The organism is Lysobacter yananisis (assembly GCF_031199375.1).
Classification (GTDB): Bacteria; Pseudomonadota; Gammaproteobacteria; order Xanthomonadales; family Xanthomonadaceae; genus Lysobacter; species Lysobacter yananisis.
The window spans coordinates 3,305,522-3,320,300 of sequence record NZ_CP133568.1; the positions used below are offsets into that span (position 1 = coordinate 3,305,522).

A 14,779-nucleotide genomic window follows, 5' to 3' on the forward strand; every position below is an offset into this window, starting at 1 on the left:
ATGCTGCAACCCAAGCGAACCAAGTACCGCAAGGTACACAAGGGCCGTAACGAGGGCCTGAGCTGGAGCGGCAACGCCGTCAGCTTCGGCGAGTACGGCCTCAAGGCGACCGCGCACGGCCAGCTGACCGCTCGCCAGATCGAAGCGGCCCGCCGCTCGATCAGCCGCTACGTCAAGCGCGGCGGCAAGATGTGGATCCGCGTGTTCCCGGACAAGCCGATCACCAAGAAGCCGATCGAAGTCCGAATGGGCTCCGGTAAGGGCAACGTCGAGTACTGGGTCGCGCAGATCCAGCCCGGTCGCATGATTTACGAGATCGAGGGCGTTCCGGAAGACGTGGCGCGCGAAGCGTTCCGTCTGGCCGCCGCCAAGCTCTCGGTGACCACCACTTTCGTTACCCGGACGGTGCGCTAATGGAACTCAAGCAACTGCGCGAGAAGTCTGCCGATGAGCTCAAGGCTCATCTGGTCGAACTGCACAAGGAGGGCTTCGCCCTGCGCATGCAGAAGGCCACCGGCCAGCTCGCCAAGACCCACGACGCCCGCCGCGTTCGCCGCGAGATCGCTCGCGTGAACATGCTGCTGGGCGAGAAGAAGTAAGGACCCTGCCATGACCGACAACAAGACAGAGAAGGCTGTGCGCACGGTTGAAGGCCGGGTCGTCAGCAACAAGATGGACAAGACCGTCACCGTGCTCGTCGAGCGCCAGGTCAAGCACGCGCTGTACGGCAAGTACATCCGCCGCTCGACCAAGCTCCACGCCCACGACGCCGACAACGCCTGCAAGGAAGGCGACATCGTGCGCGTGAAGGAGATTGCTCCCCTTTCCAAGACCAAGAACTGGAGCGTGGTTGAGATCGTCAGCCGCGTGGCCGAATAAGAGGAGGCTGAACCATGATCCAGATGCAAAGCTACCTCGGCGTGGCCGACAACTCCGGTGCCAAGGAAGTGATGTGCATCAAAGTGCTCGGCGGCTCCAAGCGCCGTTACGCGCACATTGGCGACATCATCAAGGTCACCGTGAAGGATGCGATTCCGCGCGGCAAGGTCAAGAAGGGCGACGTCTACGACGCCGTCGTGGTGCGCACCCGCAAGGGCGTGCGCCGTCCGGACGGCTCGCTGATCCGCTTCGACGGCAACGCTGCGGTGTTGCTCAACAACAAGCATGAGCCGATCGGCACCCGTATCTTCGGGCCCGTGACTCGCGAGCTGCGCTCGGAGAAGTTCATGAAGATCGTTTCGCTCGCGCCCGAAGTGCTCTGAGCGGAGGAACTAGACCATGAACCGTATCAAGAAGGGCGATCAGGTGATCGTCACCGCCGGCAAGGACAAGGGCAAGAAGGGCGATGTGGTGCGCGTGCTCGGCGACAAGGTCGTCGTGTCGAACATCAACATCGTCAAGCGCCACACCAAGCCGAATCCGCAGGCCAACCAGCCGGGCGGCGTGGTGGAGCGCGAAGCGCCGATCCACATTTCCAACGTCATGCTGTTCAACCCGGCCACCGGCAAGGGCGAACGCATCGGTTTCAAGGTGCTGGAGGATGGACGCAAACTGCGTGTGTTCCGCTCCAGCGGTGAGGCGGTCGACGCCTGAGGAATGCTGAGATGACCACCCGGCTCGAAGAGTTTTACAAGAAAGAAGTGGTTCCCGCGCTGACCGAGAAGTTCGGTTACAAGAACCCGATGGAAGTGCCGCGCCTCGTCAAGATCACGCTGAACATGGGCGTGGGCGAAGCCGCCACCAACAAGAAGATCCTGGAAAATGCCGTTGCGGACATGACCAAGATCGCCGGCCAGAAGCCGATCGTGACCAAGTCCCGCGTGTCGGTGGCTTCGTTCAAGATCCGCGACGGCTGGCCGATCGGCGCCAAGGTCACCCTGCGCCGCGCCAAGATGTTCGAGTTCCTGGACCGCCTGATCAACATCTCGCTGCCGCGCGTCCGCGACTTCCGCGGCGTGTCGGGCCGTTCGTTCGACGGCCGCGGCAACTACAACATGGGCGTCAAGGAACAGATCATCTTCCCGGAAATCGACTTCGACCAGGTCGACGCCCTGCGCGGCATGGACATCGCGATCACCACGACCGCGAAGACCGACGCCGAGGCCAAGGCCCTGCTCGAAGCCTTCCGCTTCCCGTTCCGTAACTGAGGCTAGGATTGAACAATGGCTAAGACCTCCATGGTCAACCGCGACCTCAAGCGGGCCAAGCTGGCGAAGAAGTTCGCGGCCAAGCGCGACGCGCTGAAGAAGATCATCTCGTCCGACGCGTCCTCCTACGAGGACAAGATGGACGCCGTGGTCAAGCTGCAGAAGCTGCCGCGCGACTCGTCGCCGAGCCGCCAGCGCAACCGTTGCGCCCTGACCGGCCGTTCGCGCGGCGTGTACCAGAAGTTCGGCCTCGGCCGCAACAAGCTGCGCGAAGCCACCATGCGCGGCGACGTGCCGGGCCTGCGCAAGGCCAGCTGGTAAGCGGTCCACGCCGGCAACCGGCCAGGCTTGGGAGCTCATGGCTTCAAAGTCTGTTATAGTTGCCGGCTCCCCGGGCCTCGGCCCGGGTTCCCAGCGCGGCCTTCGGGCCGCGCTGGCGTTGTTGTAAAGCGTCGAATACAACTGAAATTCGCAATCCCGCGGATATCGGTGCTACTCATAGGTGACTTTTAATGAGCATGACTGATCCCATCGCCGACATGCTGGTCCGCATCAAGAATGCGGCCGCTGTGCGCAAGCAGACGGTGAAGATGCCTTCGTCCAAGGTGAAGGTGGCCATCGCCGCCGTGCTGAAGGAAGAGGGTTACATCCTGGACTCGCGCGTGACCCCCACGTCCGCCGGCAAGTCCGAACTCGAAATCTCGCTGAAGTACTACGAAGGCAAGCCGGTGATCGAGCGCCTGGAGCGCTACTCCCGTTCGGGCCTGCGCCAGTACCGCGGCAAGGACGCGCTGCCCAAGGTCCTCGGCGGCCTCGGCGTGGCCATCATCTCCACCTCCAAGGGCATCATGACCGATGCGCAGGCGCGCCAGCAGGGCGTCGGCGGTGAAGTCCTGTGCTTCGTGGCTTAAGGGAGTAAACGAACCATGTCCCGAGTTGCCAAGAAGCCGATCGCCCTGCCGAAGGGCGTCGAAATCAACGTGCAGGCCGACGCGATCGTCGCCAAGGGCCCGAAGGGCTCGCTGAGCATCGCCAAGCCGGCCGCCATCAACCTCAAGGTCGAGAACAACGAGGCCGTCTTCGCTACCGAAGACGCCGCGCTGATCCCGCTGACCGGCACCCTGCGCGCGATCCTGGCCAACATGGTCAAGGGCGTGTCGGAAGGCTTCGAGCGCAAGCTCGAGCTGGTCGGCGTCGGCTACCGCGCCGCGATGCAGGGCAAGGACCTCAGCCTGTCGCTGGGTTTCTCGCACCCGGTCGTGTTCCAGGCCCCCGAAGGCATCACCCTCGCCGCTCCGACCCAGACCGAGATCCTGGTCCAGGGCGCGGACAAGCAGCGCGTGGGCGAAGTCGCCGCCAAGATCCGCGGTTTCCGTCCGCCGGAGCCCTACAAGGGCAAGGGTGTGAAGTACGCCGGCGAAGTCATCATCCGTAAGGAAGCCAAGAAGGCCTAACGGGTAGGGCGCCGGCCCGCGTGCCGGCCCCGGATCACCAGGCTTTCAGCTTTCGGAGACCAGAACATGAACAAGAACACCGCTCGCCTGCGTCGCGCCAAGTCGACCCGCTCGCACATCCGCAACCTCGGCGTCGCCCGTCTGACCGTGCTGCGCACCGGTCAGCACCTGTACGCCCAGATCTTCACCGCCGACGGCTCCAAGGTCCTGGCCACCGCCTCGACCGTGCAGGCCGACGTCAAGGAAGGTCTGAAGAACGGCAAGAACGCCGATGCCGCCGTCAAGGTCGGCAAGATGATCGCCGAGCGCGCCAAGGCCGCCGGCATCGAGAAGGTCGCGTTCGACCGGTCGGGTTACCGCTACCACGGCCGCATCAAGGCCCTCGCCGACGCCGCGCGCGAAGGCGGCCTGCAGTTCTGATACGGCTCGCCGTATTCAGGGTTGAAAGCGTGGAGATCCGTCTCCACGCTTTACGCGCCGAACCGTTTCACCCGCCGACGCGGGTTGCGTCGGGCGCGATCGCGGGTTGCCGCGGTCGATGCTGCATCCGAAGCACTTCACAATCATAAGCGGCCAGGCCGCAAATCCCTTCAATCAACGAGATATCGAAATGGCAGACGACAGAGCGCCGCGGGGCCGCGATCGCGATCGCAACCGCGAAGAAATCGACGACGGCATGATCGAGAAGCTGATCGCGGTCAACCGCGTCAGCAAGACCGTCAAGGGCGGTCGCCAGTTCACCTTCACCGCGCTGACGGTGGTGGGCGACGGCAACGGCAAGGTCGGCTTCGGCTACGGCAAGGCGCGCGAAGTGCCGGTCGCGATCCAGAAGTCGATGGAATACGCCCGCAAGGCGATGAACACCGTCGAGCTCAACAACGGCACCCTGTGGCACGCGGTCAAGTCCGGCCACGGCGCGGCGCATGTGTTCATGCAGCCGGCCTCGGAAGGTACCGGTGTGATCGCCGGCGGCGCGATGCGCGCCGTGCTGGAAGCGGTGGGCGTGAAGAACGTGCTGGCCAAGGCCACCGGTTCGCGCAATCCGATCAACCTGGTCCGCGCCACCGTGAAGGGCCTGACCGACATGCACTCGCCGGCCAAGATCGCGGCCAAGCGCGGCAAGAAGGTGGAGGACCTCCTCAATGGCTAAGAACGAAGCCGGTACCGGCACCGTCAAGGTGCGTCTGGTCAAGGGTCTGCGTGGCACCCAGTCGCGTCACCGCCTGTCGGTGCGCGCGCTGGGCCTGAACAAGCTCAACGATGTGCGTGAACTCAAGGACAGCCCGCAGGTTCGCGGCCTGATCAACAAGGTTCACTACCTCGTCCAGGTCGAGGAGTAATCACCATGCGTCTCAACACTCTCAAGCCCGCCGACGGCGCCCGCCAGGAACGTACCCGCGTCGGTCGCGGCATCGGTTCCGGCCTGGGTAAGACCGCCGGTCGCGGCCACAAGGGCTCGTTCGCGCGCTCGGGCAAGGGCAAGATCAAGGCCGGTTTCGAAGGCGGCCAGATGCCCATGCAGCGTCGCCTGCCCAAGATCGGCTTCCGTTCGAAGCTGGCCAAGGACACCGCCGAAGTGCTGCTGTACCAGCTGGACAAGCTGGACGCCGGCGACATCGATTTCGCCGCGCTGAAGGCCGCCAAGCTCGTTCCGAGCACGGCCAAGCAGGCCAAGATCGTGAAGAAGGGCGAGCTGACCAAGAAGTTCGTGCTCAAGGGCGTGCTGGCTACCGCCGGCGCCAAGGCCGCGGTCGAAGCGGCCGGCGGCAAGGTCGAGGAGTAACTGACGAATGGCGCGCAGCGGCAACGCAATGGCTGGTATCGGCGGCGGGCTCGGTAAGTTCACCGAGTTGCGCCAGCGTCTGCTGTTCGTCATCGGCGCGTTGATCGTCTACCGCATCGGCAGCTACATCCCGGTGCCGGGTATCAACCCGGAGGCGATGGTCAAGTTCATGGAGACCAAGCAGGGCACCATCGTGGACATGTTCAACATGTTCACCGGCGGCGCCCTGCATCGCTTCAGCCTGTTCGCCCTGAACGTGATGCCGTACATTTCGGCATCGATCATCGTGCAGTTGCTGGTGCAGATCGTGCCCAGCCTGAAGGCCATCCAGAAGGAAGGCGAGTCGGGCCGGCGCAAGATCAACCAGTGGTCGCGCATGGGCGCCATTCCGCTGGCGGTATTCCAGGCCTGGGGCATCGCCGCCGGCCTGCAGTCCAGCGTGGCGCCCGATGGCGTGCCGGTGGTGTACGCGCCGGGCATGGGCTTCATCCTGACCGCGGTGATCGCGTTGACCGCGGGCACCATGTTCCTGATGTGGCTGGGCGAGCAGATCACCGAGCGTGGCGTCGGCAACGGCGTGTCGCTGATCATCTTCGCCGGCATCGTCGCCGGGTTGCCGGCCGCGGTCCTGCACATGTTCGAGCAGATCCGCAACGGCGACATGAGCGCGATCGCGGCGATCGTGGTGATCCTGCTGGTGTTCGGCTTCACCTACCTGGTGGTCTTCGTCGAACGCGGCCAGCGCCGGATCACGGTCAACTACGCGCGCCGTCAGGGCGGTCGCAACGCCTATATGAACCAGGCGTCGTTCCTGCCCCTGAAGCTCAACATGTCGGGCGTGATCCCCGCGATCTTCGCCTCGAGCATCGTGATGTTCCCCGCCACCGCCGCGACCTGGTTCGCCCAGAGCAACAGCGGTTCGGGTTTCTCCGGCTTCCTCCAGCGGCTCAGCCAGTGGCTGGCCCCGGGCGAGCCGGTGCACATGATCCTGTATGCTGGTTTGATCATCGGCTTCGCGTTCTTCTACACGGCGCTGGTGTTCAACTCGCAGGAAACCGCCGACAACCTCAAGAAGTCGGGCGCGCTGATTCCGGGCATCCGTCCGGGCAAGGCCACGGCGGATTATGTGGATGGCGTGCTGACCCGCCTGACGGCGGCCGGCGCGATTTACCTGGTGATCGTCTGCCTCCTTCCGGAGGTCATGCGGACCCAACTGGGCACCTCGTTCTACTTCGGCGGCACTTCGCTGCTGATCGTGGTGGTCGTGGTGATGGATTTCATCGCTCAAATCCAGGCGCATCTGATGTCGCATCAGTACGAAAGCCTGTTGAAGAAAGCGAACCTGAAGGGCGGCTCGCGCGGCGGTCTCGCGCGCGGGTGAGTCAGAACCAGTACGCGCGCCAGAGTAGCGCGCGGGGCTGAGGGGCAGGGCATCGCCCGTTCAGCCAGTTCCGACTCGTCGCCGGAGCATGGGCACACTCCCCATGCCGGAGCGCCGTGGCACCTTCGGGTGCCGCGGGGCTTCCTATTAACCCGAGACCTAGATACAATTTCCAGTTCACTCCGCCGGGATTAATCCGTCTCGGCCGCCAAACCAGTTGGAGATCGCGTTATGGCGCGTATTGCGGGCGTCAATCTGCCTGCCCAGAAGCATGTCTGGGTTGGGCTCCAGAGCATCTACGGCATCGGCCGTACCCGTTCGAAGCAGATCTGCGAAACCGCAGGTGTGACTTCGAGCACCAAGATCCGTGACTTGTCCGAACCGGAAGTCGAGCGCCTGCGCGCCGAGGTCGGCAAGTTCGTGGTCGAAGGCGATCTGCGCCGCGAAATCGGCATCGCCATCAAGCGTCTGATGGACTTGGGCTGCTACCGCGGCCTGCGTCACCGTCGCGGCCTGCCGCTGCGTGGTCAGCGTACCCGGACCAATGCTCGTACCCGCAAGGGTCCGCGCAAGGCCATCAAGAAGTAAGGGGACCTAGACCATGGCCAAGCCGGCAGCAGTCAAGACCAAGAAGAAGATCAAGCGCGTCGTCACCGACGGCATCGCCCACGTCCACGCTTCTTTCAACAACACCATCATCACGATCACCGACCGCCAGGGCAATGCGCTGTCGTGGGCGACTTCGGGCGGCGCCGGTTTCCGCGGCTCGCGCAAGTCGACCCCGTTCGCCGCCCAGGTCGCCGCCGAAAAGGCCGGCCGTGCTGCGCTCGACTACGGCGTCAAGTCGCTGGAAGTGCGCATCAAGGGTCCGGGTCCGGGCCGTGAGTCCGCCGTGCGTTCGCTGAACAACGTCGGATACAAGATCATCAACATCATCGACGTGACGCCGATCCCGCACAACGGGTGCCGTCCGCCGAAGAAGCGTCGCGTCTGAGGAGCTGAAAGAACATGGCTCGTTATATCGGTCCCACCTGTAAGCTCGCCCGTCGCGAAGGCGCCGACCTCAGCCTGAAGTCGTCGGCCCGCGCCCTCGACTCCAAGTGCAAGCTCGAGCAGAAGCCCGGCCAGCACGGCCCGACCGCCCGCAAGGGCAAGCTGTCGGACTATGCCACCCAGCTGCGCGAGAAGCAGAAGGTCAAGCGCATCTACGGTCTGCTGGAACGTCAGTTCCGCAACTACTACAAGAAGGCCTCGACCAAGAAGGGCAACACCGGCGAGAACCTGCTGCAGTTCCTCGAAACCCGCCTGGACAACGTCGTCTACCGCATGGGCTTCGCCGTGACCCGTCCCGCCGCCCGCCAGCTGGTCTCGCACCGCGGCGTCACCGTCAACGGCAAGTCGGTCAACCTGCCGTCGTACCAGGTCAAGGCCGGCGACATCATCGCCCTGTCCGAACGCGCCCAGAAGCAGCTGCGCGTGCAGGAGTCGCTGACCGTCTCGTCGCAGATGGACCTGTCGCCGTCGTGGGTCGAAGTCGACAGCAAGAAGTTCAGCGGCGTGTTCAAGGCGATCCCGGACCGCGCGGATCTGCCGGCCGACATCAACGAAGCGCTGATCGTCGAGTTGTACAGCAAGTAATAGTGCAAGCCCGGCGCCGGTCTTTCGCGAGGCCGGCGCGCTGTGCACCCCAGGCCGCCGTGGCGCCAGCCGCGGCGGCCGCTCCCTCGATTCGAGGGGGCTCCAAGAGCTAAAGCCTTCCGTCGCCCCCCGGCGAAGGTCATTGGAGACACCGAAACATGACGGTTACCGCCAACCAGGTACTGCGCCCGCGTGGCCCGCAGATCGAACGCCTCGCCGGCAATCGCGCCAAAGTCGTGATCGAGCCGTTGGAGCGCGGTTACGGCCACACGCTGGGCAACGCGCTGCGCCGCGTGCTGCTGTCGTCGATCCCGGGTTTCGCCATCACCGAGGTCGAAATCGACGGCGTGCTGCATGAGTACACCACGGTCGAAGGTCTGGAAGAGGACGTGCTGGAAGTCCTGCTGAACCTTAAGGACGTGGCCATCCGCATGCACACCGGCGAGTCGTCGACGCTGTCGCTGGCCAAGCAGGGCCCCGGCATCGTCACCGCCGGCGACATCAAGACCGACCACAACGTCGAAATCCTCAACACCGACCACGTGATCTGCCACCTGACCAAGGACACGGCGATCAACATGCGTCTGAAGATCGAGCGCGGCTTCGGCTACCAGCCGGCGGCCTCGCGCCGTCGTCCGGACGAAGAGAGCCGCGCGATCGGCCGCCTGGTCCTGGACGCCAGCTTCTCGCCGGTCCGCCGCGTCGCCTACGCCGTGGAAGCCGCGCGCGTCGAGCAGCGCACCGACCTGGACAAGCTGGTCCTGGACATCGAGACCAACGGCACGATCGACGCCGAGGAAGCCGTGCGCACCGCCGCCGACATCCTCACCGACCAGCTGTCGGTGTTCGGCGACTTCACCCACCGCGACCGCGGCGCGCAGAAGCCGGCCACCAGCGGCATCGATCCGATCCTGCTGCGCCCGATCGACGATCTGGAGCTGACCGTGCGTTCGGCCAACTGCCTCAAGGCCGAGAGCATCTACTACGTCGGCGACCTGATCCAGAAGACCGAGGTCGAGCTGCTCAAGACCCCGAACCTGGGCAAGAAGTCGCTCACCGAGATCAAGGAAGTGCTGGCTCAGCGCGGCCTGTCCCTCGGCATGAAGCTCGAAAACTGGCCGCCGGCCGGCATCGCCTCGCACGGGATGATGGGGTGAGCCCAAGCCGCTTGCGCGGCACTGCCGCGCGCTTGGGCGAACGCCCGGCGCGCTGCGCCGGGCAGGGGGCGAAAAGAGTCCACGCCGAAGTCAGCCGAGGCGTGGGCTCTTGATTCACCCGTACTGATGCAACCCGCAACACTCGCTCCACGCAACACCCAGCCGACGGCCCCCAAGGTCCGCGGCCAACCGGTCAAGGAAGCCCGGTTCGGACCATCCGCAGTCCAATGCTCCAACGCCTGGATGGCGACAGCGAAACCCAACCGTCACAACATTCACAGGAATCACCGTCATGCGCCACCAGAAAGCCGGTCGTAAGTTCAGCCGTACCAGCGCCCACCGCGATGCCATGTTCACCAACATGGCCGCCTCGCTGATCAAGCACGGCCTCATCCGCACCACCCTGCCCAAGGCCAAGGAACTGCGCCGCGTCGCCGAGCCGCTGATCACCCTGGCCAAGGTCGATGGCGTCGCCAACCGCCGCCTGGCCTTCTCGCGCCTGCGCGACAAGGAAGCCGTCGGCACCCTGTTCACCACCCTGGGCCCGCGCTATGCGACCCGTCCGGGCGGCTACCTGCGCATCCTCAAGTGCGGTTTCCGCGCCGGCGACAATGCGCCGATGGCCTACGTCGAGCTGGTGGACCGTCCGGAAGCGGCGGCCGAGTAATTCCCCGTTCGCGCCGCAACCGGCGCGACGGACAGCCAGCACACTGGGTCTCGGCCTTCGCGGTCGGGGTCCCTGCGAGCGAAACCCCGGCCGAGAGGTCGGGGTTTTTGCTTTCCGGCGACGGTTACGCCGGCAACGGTTACCGCGGTAAACGTCCCGAACCGGTAGGGTCGGGCCCAGGCATCGAGGAGGACGCGGGCGGGCAGCGAGGTCGGACCGGTACGAACCGGGACCGGCAGGAGTCTTGAGATCGTCGCGCAGACGAATCGTCGCAGGGCGGCAACTTTCGCGTCGCCGGCGCAGTCCATGTGGGCTGCGACGCGATGCAGCGTTGCCCGACCACATGCCGATTCGACATTGGCACGACCCAACCCCGCCCCGTATGGTGTGTACATGAACCCCTTCAAAGCCTCCTTCCGGATCCAGTTCCTGCTCGGCTTCCTGGCCTGCGCGGGCTTGCTCGCGTATGCGCTCTACCTGCAGTTCTATCAGCACCTCGAACCCTGCCCGTTGTGCATCTTCCAGCGCGTGGCGTTCGCCGCGCTGGGCCTGATGTTCCTGCTCGGCGCGATCCACGGCCCGGGCAAGCCGCTGGGCCGCAGGATCTGGGGCGTGCTCGCCCTGATCGCCGCCGGCGCCGGCATGGCCGTGGCCGGCAACCACGTGCGCTTGCAGCACCTGCCGCCGGACCAGGTTCCGGCCTGCGGTCCCGGCCTCGATTACATGATGCAGGCGATGCCGATCGGCGGCGTGATCCGCAAGGTCATGACCGGCTCGGGCGAATGCGCCAACGTCGACTGGAGCTTCCTCGGCCTGGCGATGCCGGCCTGGAGCCTGATCTGTTTCATCGTGCTGGCGCTGTGGGCGGCCTATGCCGCGTTCCGCGCCCGTTCGCCCAAGTAAGCGCCGCACCGCACTCCCGCTTCGCCACCCTTCCCATCCACCGCAAACCTCCCACACACCGCGACACCCAACGGAACCAAGCAAATGAGCGCCTCCGATCGCAGCAACCTCCGTGCCGTCAACCTGCCCGCCGACTGGAGCCCGACCTCCTGGCGCGAGCGCACCGCACTGCAGCTGCCGACTTATCCGGACCAGGCCGAGCTCGAGAGCGCATTGGCCGAGCTGCGCCATCTGCCGCCGCTGGTGACGTCGTGGGAGATCCTCTCGCTCAAGCAACAGTTGGCCGAGGCGCAGGAAGGCAAGCGATTTTTGCTGCAGGGCGGCGATTGCGCGGAGAGCTTCGACCAGTGCTCCTCCGACGTCATCTCCAACCGGCTCAAGGTGCTGCTGCAGATGAGCCTGGTGCTGGTGCACGGCATGCGCAAGCCGGTGGTGCGCGTGGGCCGCTTCGCCGGCCAGTACGCCAAGCCGCGCTCGGCCGACACCGAGACCATCGACGGGGTGACCCTGCCGAGCTACCGCGGCGACATGGTCAACGGCCCGGCCTTCACCGAGGTCGCGCGCAAGCCCGACCCGCGCCGCATGATCAAGGCGCACGCGCGTTCGTCGATGACGATGAACTTCGTGCGCGCGTTGATCGACGGCGGTTTCGCCGACCTGCACCATCCCGAGTACTGGAACCTCAGCTGGGTCGGCCACTCGCCGCTGGCCGACGAGTACCGGCGCATGGTCAACGCCATCGGCGATGCGGTGCGCTTCATGGAGACGCTGTCGGGCGCCGAGGTGCACAACCTCAACCGGGTCGACTTCTACACCTCGCACGAAGCGCTGCTGCTGCCGTACGAGGAGTCGCTGACCCGGCAGGTGCCGCGCCACTGGGGCCACTTCAACCTCAGCACCCATTACCCGTGGATCGGCATGCGCACCGCGGCGGTGGACGGCGCCCACGCCGAATACTTCCGCGGCATCCGCAACCCGATCGCGCTCAAGGTCGGCCCGTCGGTGACGCCGGACCAACTGCTGCGCACGATCGACCTGCTCAATCCGGAGGACGAGCCGGGCCGGTTGACCTTCATCCACCGCATGGGCGCGAGCACGGTCGCCGACAAGCTGCCGCCGCTGCTCGACGCGATGCGCCGCGACGGCCGCCGCGTGTTGTGGGTGTGCGATCCGATGCACGGCAACACCGAGAGCACCAGCAACGGCTACAAGACCCGCCGCTTCCGCAACATCCGCGCCGAGATCGAGCAGAGCTTCGAACTGCACGCCGCGGCCGGCACCCGCCTGGGCGGCGTGCACCTGGAGCTGACCGGCGAGGACGTGACCGAATGCCTGGGCGGCGCGCGCGAGTTGACCGAGAGCGATCTGGAACGCGCGTACCGTTCGACCGTCGATCCGCGCCTGAACTACGAGCAGGCGCTGGAAGTGGCGATGCTGATCGTGCGCAAGCAGGCGCAGATCGCGGCGCCGGCTTGATCGGGTGCACCGCACAGACGCGACAGCGCCGGAATCCCGGCGCGTCAATCGGACTTTGATGGCGGCGGGCGCGCTCAGCGCGCTCGCCGCGCTTGCGCACCTGGGGTGCATCGCGTTCGGCGCGCCGTGGTATCGCGCGCTCGGCGCCGGCGAGCCGATGGCCCGGGCCGCGGCCGCCGGCCATCTTTATCCTGCGTCGATGGCGCTGGCCATCGCGGCGGTGTTGGCGCTCTGGTCGCTGTACGCGCTCTCCGCGGCCGGCGCGGTGCGGCGCTTGCCGTTGCTGCGCACGGCGTTGTGCGCGATCACCGCGGTGTATCTGGCCCGCGGACTGGTCGTGGCGCCGGTGATGGCGGCGTTCCCGGGACGCAGCACGGCGTTCTGGTGGTGGAGTTCGGGCATCTGTCTGGCGATCGGGCTGGTCCATCTGGCCGGCCTGATCCAGGCCTGGCCCTCGCTGCGCCGCCGCTGAGCGCGGCGACGGCGCAGGTCTTCGCGGCGTAGTCGTCGCGCGCGCTTGCAGGCTCAACTTACGGGCCCAACTTGCGGGCCCACTTACGGGCTCAACGTCACCCGATACTTCGGCGCCGTGCGCGCCTGGGTGAGCTGTTCGAATGCGTAGCCCAGCGACAGCAGCTTGGCGTCGTCCCAGCGCCGCGCCATGAACACCAGGCCGACCGGCAGGCCGTGGGCTTCGCCCATCGGCACGGTCAGGCTCGGGTAACCGGCGACCGCCGCGGCGCCCCAGCTGGAACCGCCGAATTGATCGCCGTTGACCGGGTCGACCATGAACGCCGGCGCGGTGGCCGGGGCGATCAGCGCATCGAGCTTGTGTTTCTTCATCAGCGCGTCGATGCCTTGCGCGCCGGCGAGCTGGCGCGCCTGCGCGGCGGCCTTGCGGTAAGCGGGATCGGTCAGCGGACCTTTCCTGGCCGCCTGCTCCAGCAGTTCCTGGCCGAAGAACGGCATCTCGCGCGCAGCGTTGGCGCGGTTGAAGGCGATCAGTTCGTCCAGGCTCTTCACCGGCGCGTCGCTGTTTTGCAGATAGCGCTGCAGGCCGTCCTTGAATTCGTACAGCAGCACCTGGAACTCGGCCGCGTTCCATTTGCCTTCGGTCGGCATGCGCACCTCGACCACGGTGGCGCCGGCGTCGCGCATGGACTTGAGCGCGCGTTGCAGCGCCGCGTCCTGGTCGGGATGGGTCTTGACCCCGGTGTCGCGCAGCAGGCCCAGGCGCGCGCCGTGCAGGGCGTCGGCGTCGAGCGCGGCGGCGAAGTCCTGCGCGCGCTTGCCGGCGGCCGCCTGCGCCGCCGCGTCGCCGCCGGCCTCGGCCGCAGCCAGGACGTTGAGCAACTGCGCCGCGTCGGCGACGCTGCGCGCCATCGGCCCGGCGGTGTCCTGGCTGTGCGAGATCGGGATGATGCCGGCGCGGCTGACCAGGCCGACGCTGGGCTTGAACCCGACCAGGCCGTTCATCGCCGCCGGGCACAGGATGCTGCCGTCGGTCTCGGTGCCCACGCCGACCGCGGCCAGGCTGGCGGCGATGGCGGCGCCGGTGCCGCTGCTGGAGCCGCAGGCGCTGCGGTCGAGCGCGTAGGGATTGCGGGTCAGGCCGCCGCGCCCGCTCCAGCCGGAAATCGAGCGGTCGGAGCGGAAGTTCGCCCATTCGCTGAGGTTGGTCTTGCCCAGGATCACCGCGCCGGCGTCGCGCAGCGCGGCCACCAGCGGCGCGTCCTGCTTGGGCCGGTGCGCGGCCAGCGCCAGCGAGCCGGCCGAGTTGACCATCGGCACCGCGTCGATGTTGTCCTTGATCAGCACCGCGATGCCGTGCAGCGGGCCGCGCACGCGTCCGGCCTTGCGTTCCTCGTCGCGCGCGCGCGCCTCGCTGAGCGCATTGGGATTGAGTTCGATCACCGCGTTGAGCTGCGGGCCGGCGTCGTCGAGCGCGGCGATGCGGTCGAGGTAGGCCTGGGTCAGGCGCGCGCTGGTGAGTTCGCCGCCGGCCATGCGCGCGGCCAGCGAGGCGGTGTCGGCCTCGGCGATGCGCAACGGGTCGCCGGGCACGAAATCGCGCGGCGCGGCCGCGGCGGTGGCGGCGATGGGCTGCGGCGGCCGCGGCGCGGCGCCCGCCGGCGCAGCCGGCGAGGACTAGGCAGGCGAGGGTGCTGCAGAG

At 66.5% G+C, this 14,779-nt stretch carries 23 protein-coding genes; 22 read left to right on the plus strand and 1 reads right to left on the minus strand.

The window, feature by feature from the left end; translation table 11 throughout:
* The 22 genes from rplP (at position 1) to RDV84_RS14125 (ending at position 13,078) form a co-directional block, all read left to right on the plus strand.
* Complete coding sequence (gene rplP, locus RDV84_RS14020) at positions 1-414, plus strand: 50S ribosomal protein L16 (protein ID WP_057948549.1); 414 nt, start codon at positions 1-3, stop codon at positions 412-414.
* The gene (gene rpmC / locus RDV84_RS14025; protein WP_057948548.1) at positions 414-599 is read left to right on the plus strand and encodes a 50S ribosomal protein L29; all 186 of its coding nucleotides are present in this window, start codon (positions 414-416) and stop codon (positions 597-599) included. The genes rplP and rpmC overlap by 1 nt, the downstream gene beginning before the upstream one ends.
* 10 nt (positions 600-609) lie before the next feature.
* Complete coding sequence (rpsQ, locus tag RDV84_RS14030) at positions 610-879, plus strand: 30S ribosomal protein S17 (RefSeq protein ID WP_057948547.1); 270 nt, start codon at positions 610-612, stop codon at positions 877-879.
* Between the two features lie 14 nt (positions 880-893).
* Positions 894-1,262 carry a 50S ribosomal protein L14 gene (gene rplN / locus RDV84_RS14035; protein WP_031373826.1) on the plus strand — a complete coding sequence of 123 codons (369 nt, stop codon included), beginning with the start codon at positions 894-896 and terminating at the stop codon, positions 1,260-1,262.
* Between the two features lie 16 nt (positions 1,263-1,278).
* Positions 1,279-1,593, plus strand: a complete 315-nt coding sequence (rplX, locus tag RDV84_RS14040) for a 50S ribosomal protein L24 (protein WP_057948546.1) — start codon at positions 1,279-1,281, stop codon at positions 1,591-1,593.
* Between the two features lie 11 nt (positions 1,594-1,604).
* The gene (gene rplE, locus RDV84_RS14045) at positions 1,605-2,147 is read left to right on the plus strand and encodes a 50S ribosomal protein L5 (protein ID WP_057948545.1); all 543 of its coding nucleotides are present in this window, start codon (positions 1,605-1,607) and stop codon (positions 2,145-2,147) included.
* A 15-nt stretch (positions 2,148-2,162) separates the two neighbouring features.
* Positions 2,163-2,468 (plus strand): 30S ribosomal protein S14, encoded by a 306-nt coding sequence (rpsN, locus tag RDV84_RS14050; protein WP_057948544.1) that lies wholly within the window; start codon positions 2,163-2,165, stop codon positions 2,466-2,468.
* Positions 2,469-2,659: 191 nt separating this feature from the next.
* Positions 2,660-3,058 carry a 30S ribosomal protein S8 gene (rpsH, locus tag RDV84_RS14055; protein WP_057948543.1) on the plus strand — a complete coding sequence of 133 codons (399 nt, stop codon included), beginning with the start codon at positions 2,660-2,662 and terminating at the stop codon, positions 3,056-3,058.
* A gap of 15 nt (positions 3,059-3,073) precedes the next feature.
* Complete coding sequence (rplF, locus tag RDV84_RS14060) at positions 3,074-3,601, plus strand: 50S ribosomal protein L6 (protein ID WP_057948542.1); 528 nt, start codon at positions 3,074-3,076, stop codon at positions 3,599-3,601.
* 66 nt (positions 3,602-3,667) lie between these two features.
* On the plus strand, positions 3,668-4,021 hold the full coding sequence (rplR, locus tag RDV84_RS14065) for a 50S ribosomal protein L18 (protein ID WP_057948541.1): 354 nt from the start codon (positions 3,668-3,670) through the stop codon (positions 4,019-4,021).
* Between the two features lie 190 nt (positions 4,022-4,211).
* Positions 4,212-4,751, plus strand: a complete 540-nt coding sequence (rpsE, locus tag RDV84_RS14070) for a 30S ribosomal protein S5 (RefSeq protein ID WP_057948540.1) — start codon at positions 4,212-4,214, stop codon at positions 4,749-4,751.
* Entirely contained in the window at positions 4,744-4,941 is a 198-nt protein-coding gene (gene rpmD, locus RDV84_RS14075; RefSeq protein WP_057948539.1) for a 50S ribosomal protein L30, read from the plus strand. The genes rpsE and rpmD overlap by 8 nt, the downstream gene beginning before the upstream one ends.
* Complete coding sequence (rplO, locus tag RDV84_RS14080; RefSeq protein WP_309153733.1) at positions 4,941-5,384, plus strand: 50S ribosomal protein L15; 444 nt, start codon at positions 4,941-4,943, stop codon at positions 5,382-5,384. The genes rpmD and rplO overlap by 1 nt, the downstream gene beginning before the upstream one ends.
* A 28-nt stretch (positions 5,385-5,412) precedes the next feature.
* The gene (secY, locus tag RDV84_RS14085) at positions 5,413-6,765 is read left to right on the plus strand and encodes a preprotein translocase subunit SecY (protein ID WP_394540476.1); all 1,353 of its coding nucleotides are present in this window, start codon (positions 5,413-5,415) and stop codon (positions 6,763-6,765) included.
* A gap of 231 nt (positions 6,766-6,996) precedes the next feature.
* Positions 6,997-7,353 carry a 30S ribosomal protein S13 gene (gene rpsM / locus RDV84_RS14090; RefSeq protein ID WP_057948536.1) on the plus strand — a complete coding sequence of 119 codons (357 nt, stop codon included), beginning with the start codon at positions 6,997-6,999 and terminating at the stop codon, positions 7,351-7,353.
* A 13-nt stretch (positions 7,354-7,366) separates the two neighbouring features.
* Complete coding sequence (gene rpsK, locus RDV84_RS14095) at positions 7,367-7,759, plus strand: 30S ribosomal protein S11 (protein WP_057948535.1); 393 nt, start codon at positions 7,367-7,369, stop codon at positions 7,757-7,759.
* A gap of 14 nt (positions 7,760-7,773) precedes the next feature.
* A complete protein-coding gene (gene rpsD / locus RDV84_RS14100; RefSeq protein ID WP_057948534.1) occupies positions 7,774-8,403 on the plus strand; it encodes a 30S ribosomal protein S4 in 630 nt (209 codons plus the stop codon).
* A gap of 158 nt (positions 8,404-8,561) precedes the next feature.
* Entirely contained in the window at positions 8,562-9,560 is a 999-nt protein-coding gene (locus RDV84_RS14105) for a DNA-directed RNA polymerase subunit alpha (RefSeq protein ID WP_057948533.1), read from the plus strand.
* Positions 9,561-9,852: 292 nt separating this feature from the next.
* Complete coding sequence (gene rplQ, locus RDV84_RS14110) at positions 9,853-10,227, plus strand: 50S ribosomal protein L17 (RefSeq protein WP_057948532.1); 375 nt, start codon at positions 9,853-9,855, stop codon at positions 10,225-10,227.
* A 393-nt stretch (positions 10,228-10,620) separates the two neighbouring features.
* Positions 10,621-11,130, plus strand: a complete 510-nt coding sequence (locus tag RDV84_RS14115; RefSeq protein WP_057948531.1) for a disulfide bond formation protein B — start codon at positions 10,621-10,623, stop codon at positions 11,128-11,130.
* A gap of 84 nt (positions 11,131-11,214) precedes the next feature.
* Positions 11,215-12,606: a class II 3-deoxy-7-phosphoheptulonate synthase gene (locus tag RDV84_RS14120; RefSeq protein WP_057948530.1), complete on the plus strand. Its 1,392-nt coding sequence runs from the start codon at positions 11,215-11,217 to the stop codon at positions 12,604-12,606.
* A gap of 58 nt (positions 12,607-12,664) precedes the next feature.
* Positions 12,665-13,078, plus strand: a complete 414-nt coding sequence (locus tag RDV84_RS14125; protein WP_309150699.1) for a hypothetical protein — start codon at positions 12,665-12,667, stop codon at positions 13,076-13,078.
* An 83-nt stretch (positions 13,079-13,161) separates the two neighbouring features.
* Here RDV84_RS14125 and RDV84_RS14130 read toward each other — a convergent pair whose 3' ends face one another.
* Positions 13,162-14,613, minus strand: a complete 1,452-nt coding sequence (locus tag RDV84_RS14130; protein WP_309153734.1) for an amidase — start codon at positions 14,611-14,613, stop codon at positions 13,162-13,164.
* Positions 14,614-14,779 lie beyond the last annotated feature (166 nt).

Excerpts from the sequence above, each read along its gene's own strand:
- rpsE (WP_057948540.1), top strand. The coding sequence starts at position 4,212 with ATGGCAGACGACAGAGCGCCGCGGGGCCGCGATCGCGATCGCAACCGC.
- RDV84_RS14130 (WP_309153734.1), bottom strand. The coding sequence starts at position 14,613 with ATGGCCGGCGGCGAACTCACCAGCGCGCGCCTGACCCAGGCCTACCTC.
- RDV84_RS14115 (WP_057948531.1), top strand. The coding sequence starts at position 10,621 with ATGAACCCCTTCAAAGCCTCCTTCCGGATCCAGTTCCTGCTCGGCTTC.
- rplE (WP_057948545.1), top strand. The coding sequence starts at position 1,605 with ATGACCACCCGGCTCGAAGAGTTTTACAAGAAAGAAGTGGTTCCCGCG.
- rpsM (WP_057948536.1), top strand. The coding sequence starts at position 6,997 with ATGGCGCGTATTGCGGGCGTCAATCTGCCTGCCCAGAAGCATGTCTGG.
- secY (WP_394540476.1), top strand. The coding sequence starts at position 5,413 with ATGGCTGGTATCGGCGGCGGGCTCGGTAAGTTCACCGAGTTGCGCCAG.
- RDV84_RS14125 (WP_309150699.1), top strand. The coding sequence starts at position 12,665 with ATGGCGGCGGGCGCGCTCAGCGCGCTCGCCGCGCTTGCGCACCTGGGG.
- rpsK (WP_057948535.1), top strand. The coding sequence starts at position 7,367 with ATGGCCAAGCCGGCAGCAGTCAAGACCAAGAAGAAGATCAAGCGCGTC.
- RDV84_RS14105 (WP_057948533.1), top strand. The coding sequence starts at position 8,562 with ATGACGGTTACCGCCAACCAGGTACTGCGCCCGCGTGGCCCGCAGATC.
- rplF (WP_057948542.1), top strand. The coding sequence starts at position 3,074 with ATGTCCCGAGTTGCCAAGAAGCCGATCGCCCTGCCGAAGGGCGTCGAA.
- RDV84_RS14120 (WP_057948530.1), top strand. The coding sequence starts at position 11,215 with ATGAGCGCCTCCGATCGCAGCAACCTCCGTGCCGTCAACCTGCCCGCC.
- rplN (WP_031373826.1), top strand. The coding sequence starts at position 894 with ATGATCCAGATGCAAAGCTACCTCGGCGTGGCCGACAACTCCGGTGCC.
- rplQ (WP_057948532.1), top strand. The coding sequence starts at position 9,853 with ATGCGCCACCAGAAAGCCGGTCGTAAGTTCAGCCGTACCAGCGCCCAC.
- rplP (WP_057948549.1), top strand. The coding sequence starts at position 1 with ATGCTGCAACCCAAGCGAACCAAGTACCGCAAGGTACACAAGGGCCGT.
- rpsN (WP_057948544.1), top strand. The coding sequence starts at position 2,163 with ATGGCTAAGACCTCCATGGTCAACCGCGACCTCAAGCGGGCCAAGCTG.
- rpsH (WP_057948543.1), top strand. The coding sequence starts at position 2,660 with ATGAGCATGACTGATCCCATCGCCGACATGCTGGTCCGCATCAAGAAT.
- rpmD (WP_057948539.1), top strand. The coding sequence starts at position 4,744 with ATGGCTAAGAACGAAGCCGGTACCGGCACCGTCAAGGTGCGTCTGGTC.
- rplX (WP_057948546.1), top strand. The coding sequence starts at position 1,279 with ATGAACCGTATCAAGAAGGGCGATCAGGTGATCGTCACCGCCGGCAAG.
- rpsD (WP_057948534.1), top strand. The coding sequence starts at position 7,774 with ATGGCTCGTTATATCGGTCCCACCTGTAAGCTCGCCCGTCGCGAAGGC.
- rplR (WP_057948541.1), top strand. The coding sequence starts at position 3,668 with ATGAACAAGAACACCGCTCGCCTGCGTCGCGCCAAGTCGACCCGCTCG.
- rpsQ (WP_057948547.1), top strand. The coding sequence starts at position 610 with ATGACCGACAACAAGACAGAGAAGGCTGTGCGCACGGTTGAAGGCCGG.
- rpmC (WP_057948548.1), top strand. The coding sequence starts at position 414 with ATGGAACTCAAGCAACTGCGCGAGAAGTCTGCCGATGAGCTCAAGGCT.